Genomic DNA, 24,455 nt, shown 5'->3' with positions numbered 1-24,455 from the left:
ACCGTCCGGCACCGCTCGCGTGACAGCCGCCGCCGCGCCCTCCCCCACGGGGCGCGGCGGCTGCGCGCCGGAAGGAAGATCGCACTAGTGTGTGGGGCCATGAAGACCACGTACGCGGCGCTGCTGCGCGGGATCAATGTGAGCGGCCACAAGAGGGTCCCGATGCCGGAACTGCGCACTGTGCTGGGCGAACTGGGGCACACCGACATCGCCACCCACCTGCAGAGCGGCAACGCCGTCTTCCGCAGCGACAGCGAGGACGAGAGCGCACTCGCGGCCTCCCTGGAGCAGGCCCTGCTCGCCCGGTTCGGATTCTCCGTCGGCTGCATCGTCCGCGGCGGCACCTATCTCACCGCCGTCGCCGACGCCTGCCCCTTCCCCGCCGCCGAGCTGGAGGGCAAGCAGCTCCACGTCACCTACTTCGACCGGGCCGTGGAGAAGGAACGCTTCGCCGCACTCGACGCGCAGGCCTATCTGCCGGAGGCCTTCTCGCTCGGTGACCGTTGCCTCTATCTGTACGCTCCCGACGGACTCGGCCGCTCCAAGCTGGCCGAAGCGCTGGCGCGCCCCCGGCAGACCGCGGGCCTGACCGCCACCACCCGCAACTGGAACACCGTGGCGAAACTGGTGGAGATGACACGTGTCTGAGCCATCGCCCGCCGTGGCCGCGGCCGTCGAAGGCGAACTCCGCCTGCTGGACCGCCGCCTGCGGGTCCGACGAGAGCGGCGACTCCGCGGCCCCGTCCGCCGACAGTGCGCAGAAGGGGGCCTTCCCGGTCACCCTCGACCACAAGTACGGTGCCACCACCGTCAAGAACGAGCCGAAGCGCATCGTCACCGTCGGCCTCTCCGACCAGGACGCCGTCCTCGCGCTCGGCAAGGCCCCGGTCGGCACCACCGAGTGGCTCGGCGAGTTCAAGGGCGCGGTCGGCCCCTGGGCCGAGAAGGCGCTCGGCGACAAGCCACGCCCCACCGTCCTCCACGACGACGGCACCGGCCCCCAGGTCGAGAAGATCGCCTCGCTCCGCCCCGACCTGATCCTCGCCCTGTACTCGGGTCTCACCAAGGACCAGTACCGCACCCTCTCCAAGATCGCCCCGGTCGTCGCCCAGCCCAAGGACGTCCCGGACTGGGGGATCTCCTGGCAGGACCAGACGGCACAGGTCGGCAAGGCCCTCGGCAGGAGCGACGAGGCGAAGGCGCTGGTCGCCAGGACCGAGAAGCACATCACCGACGCCGCGGCCGCGCACCCCGAGTTCAAGGGGAAGACCGCCGTCATGGCGACGCCGTACGAGGGCATGTACGTCTACGGTCCGCAGGACAACCGTTCCCGCGTGCTGACCGGCCTCGGCTTCCAACTCCCCACCGGCCTCGACAAGGTCGTCGGTGAGGCGTTCGGCGCCAACATCAGCAAGGAGCGCACCGACCTCCTCGACACCGACGCCGTCGCCTGGATCGTGACCGACCCGGCCAAGGACGCCAAGAAGCTCCACGCCGACCCGCTGTACGGCAAGCTCGACGCGGTCAAGGAAGGCCGCGAGGTGATGATCGAGGAGAGCAGCCACTTCGGCAGCGCCATCTCCTTCGTGAGCCCGCTGAGCATCCCGTACACCGTCGACCGCCTGGTCCCGATGCTGTCGGCCGCCGTCGACGGCAAGACGGACACGAAGGTCGTGCACCCCGCTTCCTGACGCCTTCCTCGGCCCACCCCGCCCCGCCGCGATCCGGCGGGACGGACCGACCACCCCCGCCGAACCGCCCGTGGCGTCGGGACGGACCCCCTGCTGAACCCCCCGTGAGGAACCGGACCGTGGAGCCAGCCCCGTGACCCGCCCCGCCCGATGGCGCCCCGCCCTGCTCGTGGCCGTGCTCGCCACCGTGCTGGTGGTGCTCTGCCTGCTCTCGCTCGGTCTAGGGGCCCTCCGGATCCCGCCGGGCGACGTCCTCAAGGCGCTTACCGGGCAACCGGCCGGGCCCCGCATCGAGGACGTGATCTGGTCGGTGCGCGTGCCGCGTACGGCCCTGGGGCTGGCTGCCGGCGCCGCCCTCGGCCTCTCCGGCTGTGTGATGCAGGCGCTCACCCGCAACCCGCTGGCCGACCCCGGCATCCTCGGCGTGAGCGCCGGTGCCGCCTTCGCCATCGTGCTCGCCGCCGGGGTCGCCGGGATCGGCTCACTGCTCGGCTACATCTGGTTCGCGTTCGCCGGGGCGATGGCGGCGAGCATCGTCGTCTATCTGCTGGGTCGGATGGGACGCTCCGGTTCGACGCCGGTGAAACTGGCCCTCGCCGGAGTCGCGGTGACCGCCGTGCTCTCCTCGCTGACCAGCGCCGTCGTCCTCACCGACCCGGCCGCGCTGGACCGCTTCCGGTTCTGGTCGGCCGGCTCGCTCGCCAACCAGGACGCCTCCACCGTGCTGCGGATCCTGCCCTTTCGGGCTCGGCACCCTCCTCGCCCTGGCGAGCGCCCCCGCCCTCAACAGCCTCGCCCTCGGCGACGACGTGGCCGCATCCCTCGGCCGCAGACTCGGCCTCGTACGCCTCCAGGGCGTCGTCGCCGTCACCCTGCTCACCGGTGCGGCGGTCGCCGTGATCGGCCCCGTCGTCTTCATCGGCCTGGTCGTCCCGCACGTCGCCAGGGTCCTCGCCCAGTCCGCCGGACTCGGCCCCGACCACCGCTGGCTGCTGCCGCTCTCGGCCGCCCTCGCGGCCGGGCTGCTGCTCGGCGCGGACATCCTCGGCCGGGTGATCGCCCGGCCCGTCGAGGTCCAGGCCGGGATCATCGTCGCCTTCGTCGGCGGCCCGTTCTTCATCGCCCTGGTCCGCCGACGCCGGCTCGCGGAGGTATGACCGTGACCACGCGTTCCCTGAGCTCGAAGACCGCCGCCCGCCCCTTCCGCCTCGCCTTCCCGCCGGTCTCCGGCACCCTGCGCCCCCGGCAGCTCGCCGTCTGCGCGGGCCTCGCCGTCGCCGTGTTCGTGGCCCTGTGCTGGAACGTCTCCATCGGCGAGTACGGCATCCCCCTCAAGGACGTCGCCCGTGCCCTGACCGGCTCCGGCGATCCGGGTACCCTGCTCGTCGTCCAGGAGCTGCGGCTGCCCCGGGCCATGACGGGACTGCTCGCGGGCATCGCGTTCGGCATGTCCGGGGCCCTGTTCCAGACGATGACCCGCAACCCGCTGGCCAGCCCCGACATGATCGGCCTCACCCAGGGCGCCGGGACCGCCGTCGTCGCGGGCATCGTGCTGGGCTGGGACCTCGGCCTCGGCACCCAGGCCCTCGGCCTGCTCGGCGCCCTCACCAGCGCCCTGCTGGTCTACGGGCTCGCCTGGCGGCGCGGCACCACCGGCTACCGCATCATCCTCGTCGGCATCGGCGTCTCCTGGATCTGCCTCAGCGTCACCGACTTCCTGCTCGCCCGGGGCGGCCGCTTCCAGGCGCAGGCCGCGCTCGGCTGGCTCGTCGGCAACCTCAACGGCCGCGACTGGCAGCAGGCCGCGCCCCTCGCCTACTCCCTGATCGTGCTGGTCCCCGCGGCCCTGCTGATCGGCCGGCTGATGCGTACGCTGCAACTCGGCGACGACGTCGCCAGGGGGCTCGGCACCCGGGTCCAAGCCGTCCGTCTCACCGTGCTGCTCACCGGCGTCGGCCTGGTCGCCTTCGCCACTGCGGCGGCCGGGCCCGTCGCGTTCGTGGCGCTCGCCGCCCCGCAGATCGCCCAGCGGCTCTGCCGCACGGCCTGGCCGCCCCCGCTCGCCGGCGGACTGACCGGCGCCGTCATCGTCCTCGCGTCCGACGTCCTGGCACGCGAACTGATCCCCGGCACCGAACTGCCCGTCGGGATCGTCACCGGAGTGCTCGGCGCCCCGGTGCTGCTCTGGCTGCTCATCCGCGTCAACCGCGCGGGCTCAGGAGGCTGACCGATGTCCACCGCCGAACCCGAACTGAGGGCCGAAGGCCTGCACCTGGGCTACGACGACCGGGCCGTCGTCTCCGGACTCGACCTGGCCGTGCCGCCGGGGCGGATCACCGCCATCGTCGGCGCCAACGCCTGCGGGAAGTCGACCCTGTTGCGCGCCCTGGCCCGGCTGCTGGCCCCCCGCGAAGGGGCGGTCAGCCTGGACGGACGCGCCCTGCACACCATCCCCACCCGGGAGTTGGCCCAGCGGCTCGGCATCCTCCCGCAGTCGCCTGTCGCCCCCGAGGGCCTGACCGTCATCGACCTGGTCAACCGGGGGCGCTCCCCGCACCAGACGTGGTGGCGGCAGTGGACCAAGGCCGACGAGCAGGCGGTGCACGACGCGCTGGCCGCCACCGGCACCACCGACCTCGCCGACCGCGCCGTGGACGAGCTCTCCGGGGGCCAGTGCCAGCGCGCCTGGATCGCCATGGCCGTCGCCCAGGGCACCCCGGTCCTCCTCCTGGACGAGCCGACGACCTACCTCGACCTCGCCCACCAGATCGACGTCCTGGACCTCGTCGTCGACCTCAACCGCCGTGAGGGACGCACGATCGTCATGGTCGTGCACGACCTCAACCAGGCCTGCCGGTACGCCGATCACGTCATCGCGATGAAGAAGGGCGCCATCGTCGCCGAGGGTGCCCCCGCCGACGTCATCACCGCCGGGACGGTCGAGGACGTCTTCGGACTGCGCTGCCAGGTCGCCACCGACCCGGTGAGCCGGACCCCGCTGGTGATCCCGGTCGGCCGCCACCACACCCCGGCCGCCGGCCGGCCGCCGGAGACGCTCGCCTGACCGGCCGGGACGCCCGGTGGAGCCCCGAATGGCCCACCGTAGCGGAACGCGATTGGCCCGGGAGCCCGCGCCAATCGGTTCCTAGGCTGGGACCATGAGCACCCCGCACCGCACCACCGTCGACTTCTTCTTCGACCCCGCCTGCCCGTTCGCCTGGATCGCCTCCCGCTGGATGCTGGAGGTGGAGCAGCGGCGCGACATCGAGCTCCGGTTCCGGCCCATGAGCCTGTACCTGCACAACCAGGGCAACGAACTGGCCCCCTGGTACCGCGAGTTGGTCGACAAGTCGATCGGTCCGGTCCGGGTCGCCGTCGCCGCGTCCGCCGCCCACGGCGAGGAGATCCTGCGGGACCTCTACACCGCGCTGGGTACCCGCATCCACCAGCACGAGGAGCAGGACTTCGACGCCGTGATCGCCGCCTCCCTCGCCGAACTGGGCCTGCCCGCCGAGCTGGTCAGGGCCGCGCACTCGACGGCGTACGACGAAGAGGTCGCCCGCGGCCACGACGCGGGCAAGGACCCGGAGCAGGACGCGTACGTGGGCACGCCGACGATCCACGTCGACGGCACGGTGTGGTTCGGTCCGGTCCTGAACGCGATCCCGCGCGGTGAGGAGGCGGCCGGACTCTTCGACAGCTTCCGGGTGCTGGCCAACCACCCGGGCTTCTTCGAGCTCAAGCGCGCCCGCTCGGGCGGCCTGTCCTACGACTGACCGGCCGGGGGCTCACGCCGACAGCGAGGCCCGCGCCGTCACCCGCGCCTCGTCGTACCGGTCCAGCAGCAGCCGCGCCAACTCCGGTGCGGGGCCCAGCACATCGGCCAGCACGTCCGCCCCGGCCGCCTCCGCGCCCGCCGCGATGCGGTCGGGGAGCCGGCCGGGCGCGATGACGTACGGCGCCACCGCCACGCGCTCCACGCCCTCGGCGCGCAGGGCCCGTACCGCGTCCTCGGTGCGGGGCAGGGATACGGAGGCGAACGCAGGTCGCACGGCGCACCAACCGGTGTGCCGCAGCTCCCGCGCGATTTCAGCGATCACTGCGATCGCCTCCGGGTCGGAGGACCCCGCCGAGGCCAGCACCAGCCCGGTCCGGGGAAGGTCGCCGGGGCGGACCCCGGCCTCCCGCAGCCGTCGCCCCAGCGTGGCGTGGAGCAGCGGGGACGGGCCGAGCACGTCGGCCTGGCGGATACGCAGCCGGGGCAGCCTCGCCCGGGCCTCGCGCAGGACCGAGGGGATGTCGGTCTTGGCGTGGAACGCCCGGGTCAGCAGCAGGGGCAGGGCGACCACATCGTCGGTCCCCTCCGCGGCCAGGCGCTCCAGCACCCGGGGCACGGAAGGGGCGTTGAACTCCAGGAACGCCGTCTCCACGCGCAGCCCCGGCCGCTGCGCCCGCACCCGCTCGGTGAGGGCGTGCACGGTCGCGGCGTGGCGAGGATCGCGGCTGCCGTGGGCGATGACGAGGAGGACGGGGTGGGACATGGCGTGACTCAGTTCTTGACGAGGAGACCGCGGCTGCGCAGCACCCACCGCTCCAGCGGACTGAAGATCAGCAGGTCGATGGCGATGCCGACGAACAGGATGAGCAGGATCGAGAGGAAGACCCCGGGCATGTCGAAGTTGCTTCGGCCGTTCTCCAGCAACTGCCCAAGACCCAGGCCCAGTTCGGGGGATGAGGCGATGATCTCGGCGGCCATCAGCGAGCGCCAGGAGAACGCCCAGCCCTGCTTGAGCCCGGCCAGGTAGCCGGGCAGCGCGGCCGGGAGCACGATGTGCCACGTCCCGCGGATCCCGGACGCGCCCAGGGTGCGGCCCGCCCGCAGGAACAGCGGCGGCACCTGGTCGACACCGGAGACCAGCCCGTTGGCGATCGAGGGCACCGCGCCCAGCAGGATCACCGCGTACATCATGCTGTCGTTCAGCCCGAGCCAGATGACCGCCGGGGCCACCCACGCCACCGACGGCAGCGACTGGAGCCCGGACAGGATCGGCCCGATCGCGGCCCGGACCAGCTTCACCCGGGCGACCAGCAGCCCCAGCGGCGTACCGATCGCCACCGCGAGGAGGAAGCCGAGCAGACCGCGCGAGACGCTGGTCCAGACGACCTCCAGCAGCGTGCCCTGGAGCCACATCGCCTTGGCGCTGTCCCACACCGCGGACGGCGGCGGCAGCTTGTAGACCTCGGTGACCTGGGCGCGGACCAGCAGCTCCCAGACCACCAGGACCAGCGCCACCGCCACGACGGGCGGCAGCACCTTGCTCCGCAGGACCTCGCGCACCGGGGTGCGGCGGATCTGCACCGCGTCCAGGGCGTCGAGACCGGCCTCCAGCCCCGCCAGATCGTCGGGCTTCGCGTCGACGGGACCGGCCGGTCCGTCCGGCCGCTTCCGGCCGGACGTGATGTCAGTGCTGGCCATGTCGGCGGATCTCCCCACGCAGTTCTTCGGTGATCTCGACGGACAGCTCCGCCACGGCGGTGTCCTCGATACGGCGCGGCTGCTCGATGTCGACCGTCCACTCCCGGGCGATCCGGCCCGGCCGGGACGACAGCAGCACGACGCGCTGCGCGAGCCGTACGGCCTCGCGCACGTTGTGCGTGACGAAGAGGACCGAGGCGTTCGTCTCGCGCCAGATCCGGGTCAGCTCGTCGTGCAGCACATCGCGGGTGATGGCATCCAGCGCCGCGAACGGCTCGTCCATCAGCAGCAGTTGGCTGTCCTGGGCGAGCGCGCGGGCCATCGCCACCCGCTGCCGCATACCGCCGGAGAGCTCATGCACCCGCTTGCCGTACGCACCGCCGAGACGGACGAGCGCGAGCAGCCGCTCGGCCTCGGTGCGGCGCTGCGCCTTGGGGACCCCGCGCAGCCGCAGGGCCAGTTCGATGTTCTTGCCCGCGGTCAGCCACGGGAAGAGGGCGTGCTCCTGGAACATCAGGGCCGGCCGCCCGCCGGGGGTCTCGATGGACCCCGCGGTCGGGCGGTCGAGTCCGGCCACCAGGTTGAGCAGCGTCGACTTGCCGCACCCGGAGGCTCCCAGGAGGGTGACGAACTCACCCGGAGCGACATCGAGGGAGATGTCGTCCAGGACGAGCTGCTGCCCCGTGGGTCCGGCGAAGGACTTCGAGACGTGCGAGAGACGGGCGGCGTGCTCGACCGCCGTACGGTCCTCGGCCTTGGTGAGGGTGGTGGTCGCCATGGTCGTCACCTCCTGGGAATCCTGGGAATCCGACGGGTCCGGGTACGGGTGGGCGGGCTACTTGACGCCGAGACCGGCGTCGTCGACCTCAGGCTGGCCGTCGGCCTTCAGGATCTTGTTGAGCGGGCCCAGGTCGTAGATGCCCTCCAGCTTCGGGTCCTGAAGGAGACCGGCCTTGACCGAGTACCCGGCCTGCGTCTTGAGCGTGGTGGCCAGCGGGTCGTTGGTGAGCTCGATGGACTCCCACGCCGGGTCGAGGATCTCCTTCGGCAGCGGCTTGCCGCTCAGCTTCTCCAGCGCCTTGTTGGCCGACGCCTTGGCCTCTTCGGGGTTGGCCTTGATCCACTTGTTGGTGGACACCGACCCCTTGACCACTGCTTCGACGACATCGGGGTGCGCGTCGAGGAACTTCTGCGACACGATGATGTGCGTGATCACGAACTTCTTGTCCGGCCACAGGTCCTTCTCGTCGAGAAGCACCTTCGCGCCCTCGGAGACCAGCTTGGATGCGGTCGGCTCCGGGACCCACGCGCCGTCCAGCGAACCGGACTTGTAGGCGTCGGGCGTCACCTTGTTGTCCGAGCGGACCACGGAGACGTCACCCTTGCCGCTCTGCGGGTCGACCTTCCAGCCCTTCTCGGAGATCCAGTTGAGGAAGGCCACGTCCTGGGTGTTGCCGATCTGCGGGGTGGCGATCCGCTTGCCCTTGAGGTCGTCCAGGGTCTTGATCTTCTTGGGGTTGACGACCAGCTTCACGCCTCCGGAGGCCGCGCCGCCCACGATCCGCAGGGCCTTGCCCTGGGACTTGACGTAGGCGTTGATGGCGGGGGAGGGGCCGATGAAGCCGATGTCGATCGAGCCCGCGTTCAGCGCCTCGATCTCGGAGGGGCCGGCGTTGAAGGTCGTGGACTCGACCTTGGTGCCGCCCAGCTCCTTCTGGATGGTGCCTTCCTGGATACCGACCAGGGCGGTGGCGTGCGTGAGGTTCGGGAAGTAGCCGATCTTCACGGTGTCCGCGGAGAGCTTCTTCTCTCCGCTGGAGACGTTCGCCTTCTTCGCGTCGTCGTCCTTGGCGTCGGAGCCGTAGCCGCAGGCGGTGGCGGCCAGGGCGAGCAGCGGCAGGGCGGCGACAGCGGCGATGGAGCGGCGAACGGTGGAACGGGGGGCAGGCACGGGAGGCTTTCCTCTCGTTGGCCCGGTACGCGCGTCCCGCTGGTGGTCAGGGGGGCGCGGCCGGGAGATCGGCAGGTCTTCGGCGGTACGGGCGGTGCGGGTGGTGCGGGTGGTGCGGGTGGGCGCGCAAGCGGTGCGCGTACGTCATCACGCACATCGCCCCTCGCCTCCCTGGCCGCTGCCGAGGGCGCCGCTGCCCACGCGGCCGCCCTCCTTCGCGAAGGTCGAGAAGAAGTCGTCGGTCATCAGAAGTCCCACTCGGCGTCGTCGTCGGCCCCGGCCGCTTCCGGAGCGGCGGCGAAGGAGGCCCCCGCCATGCCGGCACTGAGCGTCGTACCGTCCGCGGGGTCGATCAGCAGGAACGATCCGGTGCGCCGGGAGTCGGCGTACGTGTCGAGCGCGAGCGGCTCGGCGGTCCGCACGACGACCCGGCCGATGTCGTTGGCGACCAGCTGCCCCGGCGCCGGGTGCTGGGAGAGGTCGTCCAGGGTGAGCCGGGACGGGATGTCCTTGACGATCGCCTTGACCGTACGGGTGGTGTGCTTCAGCAGCACCCGCTGACCCACCGAGAGCGGCTGGTCCGCCACATGGCAGACGGTCGCCTCGACGTCCTGCGTCACCGGCGGCGCGTCGTCGGTGAGGGCGATCAGGTCGCCGCGCGAGATGTCGATGTCATCGGCCAGCCGGAGCGTCACCGACTGCGGCGCCCAGGCGATGTCGACGCTCTCGCCGAGCGCGTCGATGCCGGTGATCGTGGTGGTGCGGCCCGAGGGGAGTACGGAGACGGCCTCGCCGACCCGGAAGACCCCGGCGGCGATCTGACCGGCGTACCCCCGGTAGTCCGGGTGCTCGGCGGTCTGCGGGCGGATCACGTACTGGACGGGGAAGCGCGCGTGGCAGGCGGTGAGGTCGTGGCTGACCGGGACGGTCTCCAGGTGCTCCAGGACGGTCGGACCGCCGTACCAGTCCATGTGCGCGGACGGCTCCACCACGTTGTCCCCGGCCAGCGCGGAGATGGGGATCGCGGTGATCTCCGGGACGCCGAGGGACGCGGCGTACGCGGTGAACTCCTCGGCGATCGCGGCGAACACGGGCTCCGCGTAGTCGACCAGGTCCATCTTGTTGACCGCCAGCACCACGTGCGGGACGCGGAGCAGCGCGGCGACGGCGGCGTGCCGGCGGGTCTGCTCGACCACCCCGTTGCGGGCGTCGACCAGCACCACGGCCAGCTCGGCGGTGGAGGCGCCGGTGACCATGTTGCGGGTGTACTGCACATGGCCCGGGGTGTCCGCGAGGATGAACCGGCGCCGGGTGGTGGCGAAGTAGCGGTAGGCGACGTCGATGGTGATGCCCTGCTCGCGCTCGGCCCGCAGCCCGTCGGTCAGCAGCGCCAGGTCCGGCGTCTCCTGGCCCCGGCTCAGCGACACCTGCTCGACGGCCTCCAGCTGGTCGGTGAGGATCGACTTGGAGTCGTGCAGCAGGCGTCCCACGAGGGTGGACTTGCCGTCGTCGACCGACCCGGCGGTGGCGAACCGCAGCAGGGTGGTGGCGCTCAACTGCGCACCCGATTCGAGGTGTGTGGTCATCTTAGAAGTACCCCTCGCGCTTGCGGTCTTCCATCGCGGCCTCGGACATCTTGTCGTCGGCGCGGGTCGCGCCCCGCTCGGTGAGCCGGGAGGCGGCGATCTCGGTGATCACGGCCTCCAGGGTGGTGGCGTCGGAGTCGACGGCACCGGTGCAGGACATGTCGCCGACCGTGCGGTAGCGCACCAGCCGGGTCTCGACCGCCTCGTGCTCCTTCGGACCGCCCCAGCCGCCGGCCGTCAGCCACATGCCGCTGCGGGAGAAGACCTCGCGCTCATGGGCGAAGTAGATCTCCGGAAGCTCGATGGACTCCCGCTCGATGTACTGCCAGACGTCCAGCTCGGTCCAGTTGGAGATCGGGAAGACCCGGACGTGCTCACCGGGGGCGTGCCGGCCGTTGTACAGCTGCCACAGCTCGGGGCGCTGGCGGCGCGGGTCCCACTGCGAGAACTCGTCGCGCAGCGAGAACACCCGCTCCTTGGCGCGCGCCTTCTCCTCGTCGCGCCGCCCGCCGCCGAACACCGCGTCGAAGCGGTGCCGCTGGATCGCCTCGGTCAGCGGGACGGTCTGGAGCGGGTTGCGGGTGCCGTCGGGGCGCTCGCGGAGCTTCCCGGCGTCGATGTACTCCTGCACGGAGGCGACATGGAGGCGCAGCCCGTGCTTCTTCACCGTACGGTCGCGGTACTCCAGGACCTCGGGGAAGTTGTGCCCGGTGTCCACGTGCAGCAGCGTGAACGGCACCGGCGCGGGCGCGAACGCCTTGAGCGCCAGGTGCAGCATCACGATGGAGTCCTTGCCGCCGGAGAACAGGATCACCGGCCGCTCGAACTCCCCCGCCACCTCACGGAAGATGTGCACCGCCTCCGACTCCAGGGAGTCCAGGTGGCTGAGCGCGTACGGATGGACGGTGCCCTCCGGCACGGTGGTGACGGTGCTCACGCCAGGCCCCTCTCGGTGAGCAGCGCGTGCAGCGCCGCCGCGGACTCCTGCACGGTCTGCTGGTGCGACTCGATCCGCAGGTCGGGCGATTCGGGTGCCTCATAGGGGTCGTCGACCCCGGTGAGACCGCTGATCTCGCCCGCCGCCTGCTTGGCGTACAACCCCTTCACATCACGTACGGAGCACACCTCGACGGGCGTCGCCACGTGCACCTCCAGGTAGGTGGTGGACTCGGCGGCGTGCCGCTTGCGGACCGCCTCGCGGCTGTCGGCGAACGGGGCGATGACGGGGACCAGCACCTTCACGCCGTTGGCGGCGAGCAGCTCGGCGACGAAGCCGATCCGGGCCACGTTGGTGTGCCGGTCCTCGCGGGAGAAGCCGAGCCCCGCGGAGAGGAACTCCCGGACCTCGTCGCCGTCGAGCACCTCCACCTTGTGGCCCTCGGTCCGCAGCCGGCCCGCCAGCTCGTACGCGATGGTGGTCTTGCCCGCGCTCGGCAGACCGGTGAGCCAGATGGTGGCTCCCGTCTCCGTCACGCTCATCGAACTCTCCTGATCAGTCGTCATCAGCCGTGCAACCCGCATTCGGTCTTGCCCCGTCCGGCCCAGCGGCCGGCCCGCGCGTCCTCGCCCTCCAGCACCCGGCGGGTGCAGGGCGCGCAGCCGACGGAGGCGTAACCGTCCATCAGCAGCGGGTTGGTGAGCACCCCGTGCTCGGCGACGTAGGCGTCCACCTCGTCCTGGGTCCAGCGGGCGATGGGGGAGACCTTCACCTTGCGGCGCTTGGCGTCCCAGCCCACGACCGGGGTGTTCGCCCGGGTCGGGGACTCGTCGCGGCGCAGCCCCGTCGCCCACGCGGCGTACCCGGTCAGCCCGTCCTCCAACGGCTTGACCTTGCGCAGCGCGCAGCACAGGTCGGGGTCGCGGTCGTGCAGCCGGGGGCCGTGCTCCGCGTCCTGCTCGGCCACGCTCTGCCGGGGGGTGATCGTGATGACGTTGACGTCCATCACCGCGTCCACCGCGTCCCGGGTCCCGATGGTCTCGGGGAAGTGGTAGCCGGTGTCCAGGAAGACCACGTCCACGCCCGGCATCACCCGCGAGGCCAGGTGTGCGACCACGGCGTCCTCCATGGAGGAGGTGACGCAGAAGCGCGGCCCGAAGGTGTCGGTCGCCCACTTCAGGATCTCGGTGGCGGAGGCGTCCTCCAGCTCCCGGCCCGCCCGCTCGGCCAGCTCCTGGAACTCGCTGTCCGTCAGCTCGCCGCTCAGCAGAGTGTCCGTCATATCCGGTCCCCTTCACCGTCGTTGCGCTGGACGCCCCGGGTCAGCAGCCCCAGGAACTTCAGCTGGAACGCACGGTTGCAGGAGGCACATTCCCAGGCGCCGTGACCGGTCTCATTGGGGCGCAGGTCCTCGTCGCCGCAGTACGGGCAGTGGAACGGGGCGGCTCGCTCGCTCATGACAGCGACTCCGCACCGGCGCGCGCCGCCCAGGTCGCGAAGCGCTCGCCGTCCTCGCGCTCCTCCTGGAAGCGGCCGAGCACCCGCTCGACGTAGTCCGGCAGTTCGGCCGAGGTGACCTTCAGACCACGGACCTTGCGGCCGAACCCGGCCTCCAGCCCGAGCGCGCCACCGAGGTGGACCTGGTAGCCCTCGACCTGGTTGCCGTCGTCGTCCAGCATCAACTGGCCCTTGAGACCGATGTCCGCGACCTGGATACGGGCGCAGGCGTTCGGGCAGCCGTTGACGTTGATGGTGATCGGGTGGTCGAACTCCGGGATGCGGCGCTCCAGTTCGTCGATGAGCGAGGCGCCGCGCGCCTTCGTCTCGACGATCGCCAGCTTGCAGAACTCGATGCCGGTGCAGGCCATCGTGCCGCGCCGGAACGGGGAGGGCGTGACCCGCAGGTCGAGCGCCTCCAGACCGGCGACCAGGGACTCGACCTGCTCCTCGGCCACGTCCAGCACGATCATCTTCTGCTCGGCGGTGGTCCGCACCCGGCCGGAGCCGTGCTGGTCCGCCAGGTCGGCGATCTTGGTGAGCGTGGTCCCGTCGACCCGGCCCACCCGCGCGGCGAAGCCGACGTAGAAGCGGCCGTCCTTCTGCCGGTGCACCCCGAGGTGGTCGCGCCAGGTCTGGACGGGCTGCTCGGGGGCGGGGCCGTCGACCAGCTTGCGCTGGAGGTAGTCGTCCTCCAGGACCTGCCGGAACTTCTCCGCGCCCCAGTCCGCGACCAGGAACTTCAGGCGGGCTCGGGTGCGCAGCCGCCGGTAGCCGTAGTCGCGGAAGATCCCGATGACGCCGCCGTACACGTCGGCGACCTCGTCCAGCGGCACCCAGGCGCCGAGGCGGACCCCGAGCTTGGGGTTGGTGGAGAGGCCGCCGCCGACCCAGAGGTCGAAGCCGGGACCGTGCTCCGGGTGGTTCACGCCGACGAACGCGATGTCGTTGATCTCGTGCGCCACGTCCAGCTGCGGGGAGCCGGAGACCGCGGACTTGAACTTGCGGGGCAGGTTGGAGAAGTCGGGGTTGCCGATGAACCGGCGCTGGATCTCGTCGATCGCGGGGGTGCCGTCGATGATCTCGTTCTCGGCGATGCCCGCGACGGGGGAGCCGAGGATCACGCGCGGTGTGTCACCGCAGGCCTCGGTGGTGGACAGGCCCACCTCCTCCAGGCGCCGCCAGATCTCCGGCACGTCCTCGATGCGGATCCAGTGGTACTGCACGTTCTGCCGGTCGGTGAGGTCGGCGGTGCCGCGCGCGAACTCCTGGGAGATCTCCCCGATCACCCGCAGCTGCCGCGTGGTCAGCCGGCCGCCGTCGATCCGGACGCGCAGCATGAAGAACTTGTCGTCCAGCTCCTCCGGCTCCAGCACCGCGGTCTTCCCGCCGTCGATGCCGGGCTTGCGCTGGGTGTACAACCCCCACCAGCGCATACGGCCGCGCAGGTCGTTCGGGTCGATGGAGTCGAAGCCGCGCTTGGAGTAGATCGTCTCAATACGTGTCCGTACGTTGAGACCGTCGTCGTCCTTCTTGAACTGCTCGTTCCCGTTGAGGGGGGTGTGGTGGCCCACGGCCCACTGACCCTCGCCACGGTGGCGTCCGGCCTTGCGGCGGGGCGTGGTGGTCGCAGGCTGTTCCGGGGTTGCGGCCATGACAGTACGTCCTTCGGGACTGCGGGAGGGCGGCTCTGAACGGCGCACTCGCGCTGAGGCGCGGCGGTGCGCTGGGTTCAGGCAGAGGTAAGAGGGTGCGGCGGGTGCTGGGACTCTCAGCCCGCCGGACAGATGGCGCTGGACATGCGGCAGAGGTCGACGTGGCGCCGACTCACCAGGGCAATTCCAGTTCCAGACATGACGGAAGCGTGTCACGCGGATCTCGGGGCAGTCCACCACTATCCACGATGTGGACGACATCGTCTCGCGGATCGAGACACTGTGGTCTCGGTCACGTGCCGCAACGGCGGCAAGCGGGGCAAGCGGGGTGAATCGCCCCAGGGTGGGGCGGAGGGGAGGATCAGCCGCCGTACGCTCCCGGCCACGGCCCCGGGGCCGCCACCTCCGCCTCCACCGCGGTCTTCGTGTCGAAGAGCCGGAAGCCGCGGCGCAGGTAGTTGTCCATGGCGTACGGGCCGTCCTTCGAGCACGTGTGCAGCCACACCCGCTCCGTCCGCGGCCGCTCGGGCCACCGCTCCGCCAGGTCCCAGGCGCGCGCCACCCCGTACGAGAGGAGGTGGCCGCCGATCCGCCGGCCCCGGAAGGCCGGGATGAGCCCGAAGTACATGATCTCGACCACGCCGTCGTCCTGCGGGTCCAGCTCCACGTACCCGGCCGGCGTCCCGTTCGCGTACGCCACCCAGGTCTCCGCCCCGGGCCGCTCCAGCGCCTCCTGCCACCGGGCGTAGGTCATCCCCAGCCGGTCGGTCCACCGGATGTCGCCGCCCACCGCCGTGTAGAGGAAGCGGCTGAACTCCGGCAGCGGCACCTCGGACCGCACGATCCGCACGTCACCCTCGGGTACGGCGGCGGGCCGCAGATCGGCGGGCGAGGTCTGTTCGAGCGACCAGATGGTCACCTCGGTGGTCGCCTCGCTGATCGATTCGGCGGTCGCCTCGGTACGGGACGCGGTGGGCTGGGTGGGGTTGCTCATGGCGGCCAGAAAACCATGCCGCCACCGGCCGGCGCACAGCGGGCCCGCCACCGGCCCGCCCTCCGGCTCTCGCCCTGGCCCGCCCACCGGCCCGCCCACCGGCCCTCGCCCTGGACCGTCCACCGGCCCGCCCACCGGCCCTCGCCCCGGCCCGCCCGCCGGCCCGCCCCTCCGCCCCGGTCAGGCCGGTGCGGCCCCCCGCCGCGCCCCCGTCACCACCGGCGCCTTCGAGTGCGGCAGCAGGTCGGCGGGGTGCTCCGGGTGGACCACCTCCACCTCCACCCCGTCCCCGAAGCGGTACGGGCGGTGCGCCAGCACCTCCGCCAGGTGGCGCCGGAGCCGGGAGACCTCGGCCCGTACCGTCACCGTCCGGGTCGCGTCCCCGAAGATGTCCTGCGCCAGCTCGGAGGCGGTACGCCCCTCACGGTGCACCGCCAGCGCGTACAGCAGCTCCGCGTGGCGCGGCGAGAGCCGCTGCGTCGAGGTGCCCAGCGGACCCACCAGATGCACGGCGAGCGCCCGCGGCCGGCTCAGGTCGAGCACCGCCCGGCGCGGCGCCCCCTCCGCCGTACCGTCCGACACCTGCACCAGCCAGCCACCCGGCAGCGGCTCCACCCGGCACATCCCGAGCGAGGGCAGCCACACCCGGCCCGCCCGCAGCGACTTCGGCAGCGGCAGCCGGTCCACCGGCGGCATCCCGGTCACCGCCGCCAGCCAGCCGTGGGTGTCCACCGCCATCGCCCGGCCGCCCAGCCGGCACAGGATGGGCGCCGCCACCGCGCGCAGCCGTTCGATCGCCACCAGGTGACGGGTGCGGATGTCGGCCTCGGCGAGCCGCGCCACCGAGTCCACCAGGGCCAGCGTCGCCGGATGGAACATGGCGGCCGGACCGCTGATGTCGACGATCCCCACCAGCCGCCCGTCCCGGGGGTCACGGACCGGGGCCGCCGCACAGGTCCAGTTGTGCAGCGCCCGGATGAAGTGTTCGGCCGAGTGGACCTGGATGGGCGCGCGGGCGGCCAGCGCCGTACCGATCGCGTTCGTCCCCGTCGCCGCCTCCGCCCAGGCGGCCCCCTCCTCCAGGCAGATGTCATGGGCCCGGTGCAGCACCCCGGAGTCGCCCTGGCGCCACAGCACCCGGCCCTCCACATCCGTGACCACCATGATCTGCTGCGCCGCGTCGGCTATCGAGGCGAGCCCCGCCCGCAGCAGCGGCATCACCTCGCCCAGCGCCGTGCTGTGCCGCCGGTGCTCGATCTCCTCCGCCCGCAGCAGCTCGCTCTCCGGCGACTGCTCCGGGTCGATGCCGCTGCGCACCACCCGCTGCCAGGAGGCGTCGATCTCCGCCCGCGGGGCGACGGAGGACCGCTCGCCCGCCAGCCGGGCCTCCCTGGCCAGGTGGAGCAGCCGGGTCGCGCGGTCCGCTTCCTGGCCGATCACCCGCACCACCCCGGCAGAACCTGTCCGACTCATGGTCCGTCCCCGTTCCCCCCGAAACACTTCGCGCTCTCCGACCCCATCCTGCCGCTGCCGGGACGTCCCCATCGCGCAGTCCCCACATCGGTTGCAACCCCCTGCAACTCTGGCGATGCCCCACCGGACCGTACGAGAGTGGCAGCGTGCCGTACGCCGGGCCCGTGCCCGGCGATCGGCACGGTTCCAGCATGGAGGGTGGTGCCGTGTCGGCGCAGCACCACCCTCCGTCGCTTCCCCCGGCTTACTCCGCGGCCCCGCTCACTCCGCGACGGGCCGGGCCCGCGCCACCACCGAGGCCAGATCCAGCGTGTGCGGCAGGGTCCCGAACGCCGTGCCCCAGTCCCCGCCGAGCCGCGAGGCGCAGAACGCGTCGGAGACCTCCGGCGGCGCCCAGCGCACCAGCAGCGACCCCTGGAGCACCAGCGCCATGCGTTCCACCAGCCGCCGGGCCCGCGCCTCGATGCCCTCCAGGTCCGCCAGCTCGGTCAGCAGGTCCTTGATGGCCGCGTCCAGCCGGTGATCGGCCCCGCGCGCCTTCCCGACCTCCCGCAGGAACGCGTCCAGCGCCTGCGGCTCCCGCTGGAGCGCGCGCAGCACATCGAGCGCCTGTACGTTGCCCGAGCCCTCCCAGATCGAGTTGAGCGGCGCCTCGCGCAGCAGCCGGGGCATCCCGGACTCCTCCACGTACCCGTTGCCGCCCAGGCACTCCAGCGCCTCGCCGACGACCGGGGTGCAGCGCTTGGTCACCCAGTACTTCGCGGCGGGCACCGCGAGCCGCAGGAACGCCCGCTCCTCCTCGGTGTCCGTGTCGTACGCCGACGCCAGCCGCATCGCCAGCACCGTCGCCGCCTCCGACTCCAGCGCCAGGTCGGCCAGGACGTTGCGCATCAGCGGCTTGTCGATCAGCAGCCCGCCGAACGCACTGCGGTAGGTGCTGTGGTGGATCGCCTGGGCCACCGCCTGCCGCATCAGCGCCGCCGAACCCACCACGCAGTCCAGCCGCGTCGCCGCCACCATCTCGATGATGGTGCGCACCCCGCGCCCCTCCTCGCCGACCCGGCGGGCCCAGGTCCCGTCGAACTCGACCTCGCTGGAGGCGTTGGACTTGTTGCCGAGCTTGTCCTTCAGCCGCTGGATCGCAAAGACGTTGCGCGAACCGTCCGGCAGGACCCGAGGCACCAGGAAGCAGGTCAGCCCGCCCGGCGCCTGTGCCAGCACCAGGAACCCGTCCGACATCGGCGCCGAACAGAACCACTTGTGCCCGGTGAGCAGGTACTCGCCCTCACCGGAGAGCGGCTCCGCCCGGGTCGTGTTGGACCGCACGTCGGTGCCGCCCTGCTTCTCCGTCATGCCCATCCCGAAGAGCACCCCGGCCTTCTCGGACGCGGGCCGCAGCCCCTCCTCGTACACGTACGAGGTCAGCCGCGGCTCCCACTCGGCGGCCAGCGCCGGGTCGGTCCGCAGCGCGGGCACCGCGGCGTGCGTCATCGACAGCGGGCAGCCGTGCCCCGCCTCGGCCTGCGTCCAGACCAGGAATCCGGCCGCACGCCGGACATGCCCGGCCGGGCGGCCCCAGGCGTCGGTCAGTCCGGCGGCGACGGCGTGGCCCAGGAGCCGGTGCCAGGACGGGTGGAACTCCACCTCGTCGATCCGGTTCCCGTACCGGTCGTGGGTGCGCAGCACGGGCGGGTGCTCGTTCGCCTGCGCACCCCACTCCTGGGCCTGCGCCGAACCCGCGGACCGCCCGAGCGTTACGAGCTCCTCCCGCGCCCCGGGCAGAACGCCCGGCTCGATGTGCCGCTCGACGGCCTCGGACAGGGCCCGGTCGGCGGTGAAGACGTCATAGCCGACCAGCGGCGGAACCTGATTGGTCACTGTGTGGGTGGTGGCTGCCATGCCGATACGGTAAGGAGGTGCAGGCAGCAAATGAAACACCCGAGCGGCCACCGGGCCGGCTCCACCGGGCCCGAGCCCTCTACCGCAACGTCTCCAAGCGGCGGATGGCATGGCAGTTGCTCAAGGACACCGTCAACTCGTGCATCGAGTACCGGATCCTCGGGCTGGCTGCCGAAGCGGCCTTCTTCACCCTGCTCTCCCTGCCGCCGCTGCTGCTCGGCCTGATCGGCCTGCTCGGTTACGTCGACGAGTGGACGACCACCACCACGGTCGCCTCCATCGAGCGCAACATCCTCTCGGCCTCGCAGACCGTGCTCTCCGAGCGCGGGGTCAATGACTTCGCCAGACCGCTGCTGGACGACGTCACCACCGGCGCCCGCCCCGACGTCATCTCCATCGGCTTCGCCATCGCGCTGTGGTCCGGCTCCCGCGCGGTGAACGTCTTCATCGACACCATCACCGTCATGTACGGCCTCGACGGCCACCGCGGCATCGTCAAGACCCGGCTGCTCGCCTTCCTGCTGTACGTCGTCGCCCTGCTGCTGGGCGCGGTGGTGCTGCCGCTGCTCGTCGTGGGCCCCGACCGGGTGGTCGAGTTCGTGCCCTGGGGCACCGAGGTCATCGCCGTCCTGTACTGGCCGCTGGTCATACTGCTGACCATCGCGTTCCTCACGACCCTCTACCACGTGTCCGTCCCCGTGCGATCGCCCTGGATCGAGGACGTGCCCGGAGCGCTCGTGGCGCTCGCGATGTGGGTGCTCGGCAGCTTCCTGCTGCGGATCTACCTCACCAACACGGTCGAAGGCCCCACGATCTACGGCTCCTTGGCCGCGCCCATCGCCGTCCTCCTCTGGATCGGTATCTCCGCCTTCGCCGTCCTGGTCGGCGCCGCGGTCAACGCGGCCATCGACCACGTGTGGCCCTCCGTCGCCACCGCCGCGGCCCGCGAAGCCACCGAACGGGTCCGGGCCGCGCAGGCCGCCGAGTTCGTCGCCCGGACCCGCCCGTCCTGGGACGGCATGGACGACGACGAGGACGACGACCCCGCCTACATGCCCTCGGAGTTCCCGGAGCGCTGGTCCCGCTTCCTGCCCCCCGACGACGTCAAGGCGCGGCTCCAGTCGACCTGGGAGAAGGAGCCGAGGGAGGCGAAGGAGCCCAAGGAGCAGGCCGGCAGGGAGAACAGCAGGTCGGGCAAGGAGTCCGGACAGCCCCGGGACGACTCCGGGCCACCGTTCTCCTGACCCCGCGTCGGCGTGGCGACATGCCCCAGGAACAGCAGCGGTACCGGGAACGGCCCTCCCGGCTGCCCGGTGCCGTCGTCCGGACCTGGGAGGCCCCCGACCACCCGCCCGGGAGGGCCCGCTCCGTGCTGCCGGACGGCTGCACGGACCTGATCGGGACCGGTGGCCGCCTGGTCGTCGCGGGCCCGGACACCCGCGCCTTCGAGGTGGAACCGCAGAACCGGGCCTCGTGCGCCGCGATCCGCTTCGCCCCGGCACCGCGCCCGTACTCCTCGGCGTACCGGCGGACGAACTGCGCGACCACCGGGCCGAGCTCGCCGACCTCTGGCCCTCGGCGGCCGTACGCCGAAGCGGCCTGCGCGGCGGGCTGCACCGACCAGGCCCATCTCGCCCGTGAGACGCGCGACCTGGCCGGCACGACCCTGGGGGGCCTACTTCTCGGCGGACGGCACGGAGGCGTCGGCGAACAGCGACACCCCGCAGCCGTCCGGGTCCAGCACCACCGCGTAGCGCTGCCCCCACACCGCGTCCCAGGGCTTCAGGTGCCCGGCGTACCCGGCACCGATGAGCTCCGCGTACCGGGCATCCACCTCCGCCGGGCTGTCGCAGACGAACCCCAGCCCGAGCCGCTCCCCGCCCGCCGGACGCTCCCAGCTCGGGTCGAACGAGAGGATGACGTCCTCGGTGTCCCACAGCAGCCGCTGCCCCCCGGGCAGGTCCACCTCCACGTGCGGGGCGGACTCCGCCCCGGCCGGGATGTCGAGGCCGAGCCTGCGGTAGAAGGCGAGCGAGGCCGCCAGGTCGGCCGTGATGATGCTGATCGCGTCGAATCGTGGAGTCATGGAACGACGGTAGGCGCTCGCCGCCCCCGGGGTCTTGTACCAATCGGACACGGGGTGTCCACCGAAGTCACCCCCGGCAGTCGTCCACCGAAGTCCCCGCCCCGGTCAGCGCGAGCCCCAGATCCGCCCGTTCGGTCACCCATCGCGTCGGGCGGTGGCGCGGGTCGCCGGTCACCGCGTGCAGCGCCCGCTGGAGCTCCAGCAGCCTGGCGGCCCCGATCCGCTCGCCCCAGGCCAGCGGCCCGGCCGGGTAGCCCAGGCCGGTCGTCACCGCCAGGTCGATGTCGTCGGGGGTGGCGAGCGAGCGCTCCGCGATCGAGGCGCCGACCGCGACGATCGACGACAGCAGCCGTTGCGCGACCGACCCCGCCGTGTCCCGCACCACCGTCACGGTGTGCGGCTCGTCCGCCGCCGCCCGGGCCAGCACCGCCCGGGCGTCCCGGGCCGCCGCCGGATCGGTCGCGGCCGTCACCGCCAGGACCCGCCGCCGCCCGGCCGCGGGCAGCACCTCCACGCCCAGCGTCCGCTCCGCCGGCAGCCCGCCCGCCCGGATCGCACCGGACACCGTCGTCCCCCAGACCGGCACCAGCACCAGCGCCCCGCCGGACGGCCCCTCGCCCCGCTCGACCCGGACCCCCGCCGCCTCCAGAGCACCGGTGAGGGCTTCGACGTACGACGTGGTCTCCACGGACCCGCTCGCCGCCAGGAACACCGGCCGGTCGCCGTTCCCGGAGACCGCCGGCTCCGGCGCGGGTCCCGCGGCGCTCTCACCGTAGGCGTACCAGCCCCGCCCCGTCTTACGGCCGTGCAGCCCGGCCACCACCCGGTTCGGGGTGAGGTAGGAGGGGCGCAGCCGGTCCTCGTACCGGAAGCCCTGCCAGATCGAGTCGATCACCGCGGCCGTGACGTCCAGACCCGTCAGGTCCATCAGCTCGAAGGGGCCCATCCGCAGCCCCAGCACGTCCCGCGCGATCCGGTCGATGTCGGCGGGCCCGGCCACCGACTCCTCCAGCAGCGCGAGCGCCTCCGTCACCAGCCCGCGCCCAGCGTGGTTGACCAGGAAGCCGGGGGTGTCGGCCACGGTCACCGCGCGGTGCCCGCACCCCTCCACCAGCTCGGTGAGCGCGCCCGGGATCTCCGGCCGGGTCGCCGCGCCCGGCACCACCTCCACGATCCGCATCAGCGGCACCGGGTTGAAGAAGTGCAGCCCGGCCAGGCGCGAGGGGTCCTGGAGGGTCGCCGCGATCCGGGTCACCGACAGGGACGAGGTGTTGGTCGCGAAGACGGCCGAGGAGGGCAGCGCCCGCTCCAGCTGCCGGAACACCTCGGCCTTGGTCTCCAGGTCCTCCCGTACGGCCTCGATGACCAGCTCCACGTCCGGCCCGGCCGCCCACGGGTCGCCGAGCGGCACCAGCCGCGCCACGGACGCGTCCCGGTCGGCGGCGGACATCCGGCCCTTGGCCACCGCCCGGTCCAGCATCGAGCCGATGAACTCCACGGCGTCCGCCACCGCTTCGGCGCGTACGTCACCCAGCTCCACGGTGTGTCCCGCGCTCGCCGCCCACTGGGCGATGCCGCGGCCCATGGCCCCGGCTCCGACGATCCTGATACGCATGGCAGTTGAGGCCCTTCCGGCGGAGATGGTCATGATGGGGGTGTCAGCGGAGGTAGAAACGGTGGGGATCGACATCGTCGCGCAGCAGCCGCAGTTCCGCGTCCGTGGGAGGCTCCACCGTCGTGACCGTGTCGGCCACCTTCAGCTCCCAGCCGGTCGCGGCCCTGACCTGCTCCACGCTCACCCCGGGGTGCACGGCGACCAGCCGCAGCTCGTCGCCGACGCCGTCCCGGGCGAGGATGCCCAGCTCGGTGATGACCCGGGTGACGCCGACGCCGAGCGGGCGGATGCCGTCCGCGAGCGCCCGGTCCGGGCCGGGCGTGGTGCGGAAGTCGAGCGTGCCGGCGAAGGAGCGCGGGGTGTGGCGGCGCGTCACGACGAAGACCTCACGGGCGTTGGCCATCACCTCGACCGCACCCCCCGAGCCCGGCAGCCGGACCGCCGGGCGCTCCCACCCCCCGATCACCGCCGTCCGCTCCACCGTGCTCCTCACCTCCGCATGCGCCGGCCCCACGGTGTCAGCACCCATTGATGGCTGTCCAATACCGAATTAGGGTCGGATCAGGACGCCAGGAGTATGAATATGGAACTACGCCACCTCAACGCGTTCCTCGCCGTGGCCGAGGAACTGCACTTCGGCCGGGCCGCCAAGCGGCTCCAGATGGCCCAGCCGCCGCTGAGCCAGCAGATCCGCCAGCTGGAGAAGGAGCTCGGCGTCGAGCTCTTGCGGCGCAACACCCGCTCGGTCCGGCTCACCAGCGCGGGGGAGTCGTTCCTCGAACCCGTACGGACCGTCCTCGACGACCTGGACACCGCCGTCCGGGCCGCCAGATCGGCGGGGATCGGTGAGTACGGGCGGGTCACCATCGGCTTCGCCGGGGCCTCCAGCCACGAGACGCTGCCCCGCCTCACCCGGGCCGTGCGCGCCGCGCACCCCGGGCTCGAACTCGTCATGACCGGCCAGACGTACGCCAACACCGCCCTGTCCCGGGTCGCGGACGGCTCGCTGGACCTCGGCTTCGTCCGGCTCCCGGTGACCCGGCCCGGCGTCGCCCACCGGGTGATCGACGAGGAGGAGCTGGTGTGCGCGCTGCCCTTCGACCACCCGCTCGCCCGGCGCGGGACCGTACCGCTCGACGTACTCGCCGACGAACCGTTCGTCTCCTTCCCCGCCAACTCCGGCTCCACCGTCCGCGACGCCATGACCGAGGCCTGCGAGAGCGCCGGATTCACCCCGCGCGTCGTCCAGGAGGCCCCCGACTCGTACACGATCCTCGCCCTCGTCGCCGCCGGGGTCGGCGTCACCCTCACGGTCACCTCCGTCCAGCACATCCAGCAGAACGGCCTGGTCTACCGCCCCGTCGCCGGACCTCCGATCCGCCTCCGGGCGGCCCTGGCCTGGCGCGCCGACAACCCCTCCGCCGCCCTGCGCGCGGTGCTCGCCGTGGCGGAGGAAGCGCTGCCGACACCCCCGCTCACCCCCGATTGAGACGTGGAGCCTCTCAACCCGGTGCGCATTCGATATTGGACCGACTCAGTAGCGCGATGCGAAGGTCACCCGGAGGAAAGGCCACCCGCTCCCGCCCGCCCCGTCA

Annotated in this window: 22 protein-coding genes and 4 pseudogenes; 9 read left to right on the top strand and 17 right to left on the bottom strand. The window is 72.3% G+C overall.

All coding sequences use genetic code 11. From position 1 onward, the window contains the following. The first annotated feature begins 99 nt into the window (after positions 1-99). The 6 genes and pseudogenes from ACIQAK_RS21540 to ACIQAK_RS21515 all read left to right on the top strand — a co-directional run bounded on the left by ACIQAK_RS21540 (position 100) and on the right by ACIQAK_RS21515 (position 5,467). On the top strand, positions 100-648 hold the full coding sequence (locus ACIQAK_RS21540) for a DUF1697 domain-containing protein (RefSeq protein WP_366389989.1): 549 nt from the start codon (positions 100-102) through the stop codon (positions 646-648). Further along, entirely contained in the window at positions 645-1,691 is a 1,047-nt protein-coding gene (locus ACIQAK_RS21535) for an iron-siderophore ABC transporter substrate-binding protein (protein ID WP_366390128.1), read from the top strand. The genes ACIQAK_RS21540 and ACIQAK_RS21535 overlap by 4 nt, the downstream gene beginning before the upstream one ends. A 133-nt stretch (positions 1,692-1,824) precedes the next feature. After that, positions 1,825-2,848 (top strand): annotated as a pseudogene (locus ACIQAK_RS21530) (FecCD family ABC transporter permease). Further along, positions 2,845-3,918, top strand: a complete 1,074-nt coding sequence (locus tag ACIQAK_RS21525; protein ID WP_366389990.1) for an iron chelate uptake ABC transporter family permease subunit — start codon at positions 2,845-2,847, stop codon at positions 3,916-3,918. Before ACIQAK_RS21530 ends, ACIQAK_RS21525 begins: the two are co-directional and overlap by 4 nt. Positions 3,919-3,921: 3 nt before the next feature. Further along, a complete protein-coding gene (locus ACIQAK_RS21520) occupies positions 3,922-4,755 on the top strand; it encodes an ABC transporter ATP-binding protein (RefSeq protein ID WP_366389991.1) in 834 nt (277 codons plus the stop codon). A 94-nt stretch (positions 4,756-4,849) separates the two neighbouring features. Then, positions 4,850-5,467: a DsbA family protein gene (locus tag ACIQAK_RS21515; RefSeq protein ID WP_366389992.1), complete on the top strand. Its 618-nt coding sequence runs from the start codon at positions 4,850-4,852 to the stop codon at positions 5,465-5,467. Between the two features lie 12 nt (positions 5,468-5,479). Here the strand turns inward: ACIQAK_RS21515 and ACIQAK_RS21510 are convergent, their stop codons facing one another. From ACIQAK_RS21510 to ACIQAK_RS21445, 14 genes and pseudogenes are all read right to left on the bottom strand, one after another. Next, entirely contained in the window at positions 5,480-6,232 is a 753-nt protein-coding gene (locus tag ACIQAK_RS21510) for a sirohydrochlorin chelatase (RefSeq protein ID WP_366389993.1), read from the bottom strand. 8 nt (positions 6,233-6,240) lie between these two features. Next, positions 6,241-7,167, bottom strand: a complete 927-nt coding sequence (locus tag ACIQAK_RS21505) for an ABC transporter permease (RefSeq protein ID WP_366389994.1) — start codon at positions 7,165-7,167, stop codon at positions 6,241-6,243. After that, entirely contained in the window at positions 7,154-7,945 is a 792-nt protein-coding gene (locus ACIQAK_RS21500) for an ABC transporter ATP-binding protein (protein WP_366389995.1), read from the bottom strand. Before ACIQAK_RS21500 ends, ACIQAK_RS21505 begins: the two co-directional genes overlap by 14 nt. A gap of 57 nt (positions 7,946-8,002) precedes the next feature. Continuing rightward, entirely contained in the window at positions 8,003-9,118 is a 1,116-nt protein-coding gene (locus ACIQAK_RS21495) for an aliphatic sulfonate ABC transporter substrate-binding protein (protein ID WP_366389996.1), read from the bottom strand. A gap of 245 nt (positions 9,119-9,363) precedes the next feature. Further along, a complete protein-coding gene (locus ACIQAK_RS21490; protein WP_366389997.1) occupies positions 9,364-10,704 on the bottom strand; it encodes a GTP-binding protein in 1,341 nt (446 codons plus the stop codon). 1 nt (position 10,705) lies between these two features. Beyond that, a complete protein-coding gene (cysD, locus tag ACIQAK_RS21485) occupies positions 10,706-11,641 on the bottom strand; it encodes a sulfate adenylyltransferase subunit CysD (RefSeq protein WP_366389998.1) in 936 nt (311 codons plus the stop codon). Next, entirely contained in the window at positions 11,638-12,183 is a 546-nt protein-coding gene (gene cysC, locus ACIQAK_RS21480) for an adenylyl-sulfate kinase (protein ID WP_381098031.1), read from the bottom strand. The genes cysD and cysC overlap by 4 nt, the downstream gene beginning before the upstream one ends. A gap of 23 nt (positions 12,184-12,206) precedes the next feature. Further along, a complete protein-coding gene (locus ACIQAK_RS21475) occupies positions 12,207-12,923 on the bottom strand; it encodes a phosphoadenylyl-sulfate reductase (RefSeq protein WP_366390000.1) in 717 nt (238 codons plus the stop codon). Beyond that, entirely contained in the window at positions 12,920-13,099 is a 180-nt protein-coding gene (locus ACIQAK_RS21470) for a hypothetical protein (protein ID WP_019767266.1), read from the bottom strand. Before ACIQAK_RS21470 ends, ACIQAK_RS21475 begins: the two co-directional genes overlap by 4 nt. Further along, complete coding sequence (locus ACIQAK_RS21465) at positions 13,096-14,793, bottom strand: nitrite/sulfite reductase (RefSeq protein WP_366390001.1); 1,698 nt, start codon at positions 14,791-14,793, stop codon at positions 13,096-13,098. Before ACIQAK_RS21465 ends, ACIQAK_RS21470 begins: the two co-directional genes overlap by 4 nt. Positions 14,794-14,909: 116 nt before the next feature. Then, positions 14,910-14,981: pseudogene (locus ACIQAK_RS21460) on the bottom strand (putative leader peptide); the annotation flags it as partial. 173 nt (positions 14,982-15,154) lie between these two features. Then, on the bottom strand, positions 15,155-15,787 hold the full coding sequence (locus tag ACIQAK_RS21455) for a GNAT family N-acetyltransferase (protein ID WP_366390002.1): 633 nt from the start codon (positions 15,785-15,787) through the stop codon (positions 15,155-15,157). Positions 15,788-15,967: 180 nt separating this feature from the next. Beyond that, complete coding sequence (locus ACIQAK_RS21450) at positions 15,968-17,260, bottom strand: GAF domain-containing protein (RefSeq protein ID WP_366390003.1); 1,293 nt, start codon at positions 17,258-17,260, stop codon at positions 15,968-15,970. Positions 17,261-17,521: 261 nt separating this feature from the next. Beyond that, positions 17,522-19,159, bottom strand: a complete 1,638-nt coding sequence (locus ACIQAK_RS21445) for an acyl-CoA dehydrogenase family protein (protein WP_366390004.1) — start codon at positions 19,157-19,159, stop codon at positions 17,522-17,524. A gap of 17 nt (positions 19,160-19,176) precedes the next feature. On the opposite strand from ACIQAK_RS21445, the gene ACIQAK_RS21440 reads away from it, so the two are divergent. After that, positions 19,177-20,403 carry a YihY/virulence factor BrkB family protein gene (locus tag ACIQAK_RS21440; RefSeq protein ID WP_366390005.1) on the top strand — a complete coding sequence of 409 codons (1,227 nt, stop codon included), beginning with the start codon at positions 19,177-19,179 and terminating at the stop codon, positions 20,401-20,403. Between the two features lie 20 nt (positions 20,404-20,423). Continuing rightward, a pseudogene (locus ACIQAK_RS21435) lies at positions 20,424-20,913 on the top strand (DUF6597 domain-containing transcriptional factor). On the opposite strand, the gene ACIQAK_RS21430 reads toward ACIQAK_RS21435, so the two are convergent. From ACIQAK_RS21430 to ACIQAK_RS21420, 3 genes and pseudogenes are all read right to left on the bottom strand, one after another. Continuing rightward, a complete protein-coding gene (locus tag ACIQAK_RS21430; protein WP_366390006.1) occupies positions 20,835-21,245 on the bottom strand; it encodes a VOC family protein in 411 nt (136 codons plus the stop codon). The pseudogene ACIQAK_RS21435 and the gene ACIQAK_RS21430 overlap by 79 nt on opposite strands. A gap of 67 nt (positions 21,246-21,312) precedes the next feature. After that, on the bottom strand, positions 21,313-22,860 hold the full coding sequence (locus ACIQAK_RS21425) for a 3-hydroxyacyl-CoA dehydrogenase (RefSeq protein ID WP_366390007.1): 1,548 nt from the start codon (positions 22,858-22,860) through the stop codon (positions 21,313-21,315). Positions 22,861-22,903: 43 nt separating this feature from the next. Continuing rightward, a pseudogene (locus tag ACIQAK_RS21420) lies at positions 22,904-23,332 on the bottom strand (CoA-transferase); the annotation flags it as partial. Positions 23,333-23,443: 111 nt separating this feature from the next. Between ACIQAK_RS21420 and ACIQAK_RS21415 the strand changes: the two are divergent. Then, entirely contained in the window at positions 23,444-24,349 is a 906-nt protein-coding gene (locus ACIQAK_RS21415) for a LysR family transcriptional regulator (protein WP_366390008.1), read from the top strand. Positions 24,350-24,455 lie beyond the last annotated feature (106 nt).

This window comes from Streptomyces sp. NPDC088706 (genome assembly GCF_044752765.1).
GTDB lineage: Bacteria > Actinomycetota > Actinomycetes > Streptomycetales > Streptomycetaceae > Streptomyces.
The sequence above is the reverse complement of the archived record's forward strand: the minus strand, read 5'-3'. Positions and strand labels throughout refer to the sequence as shown.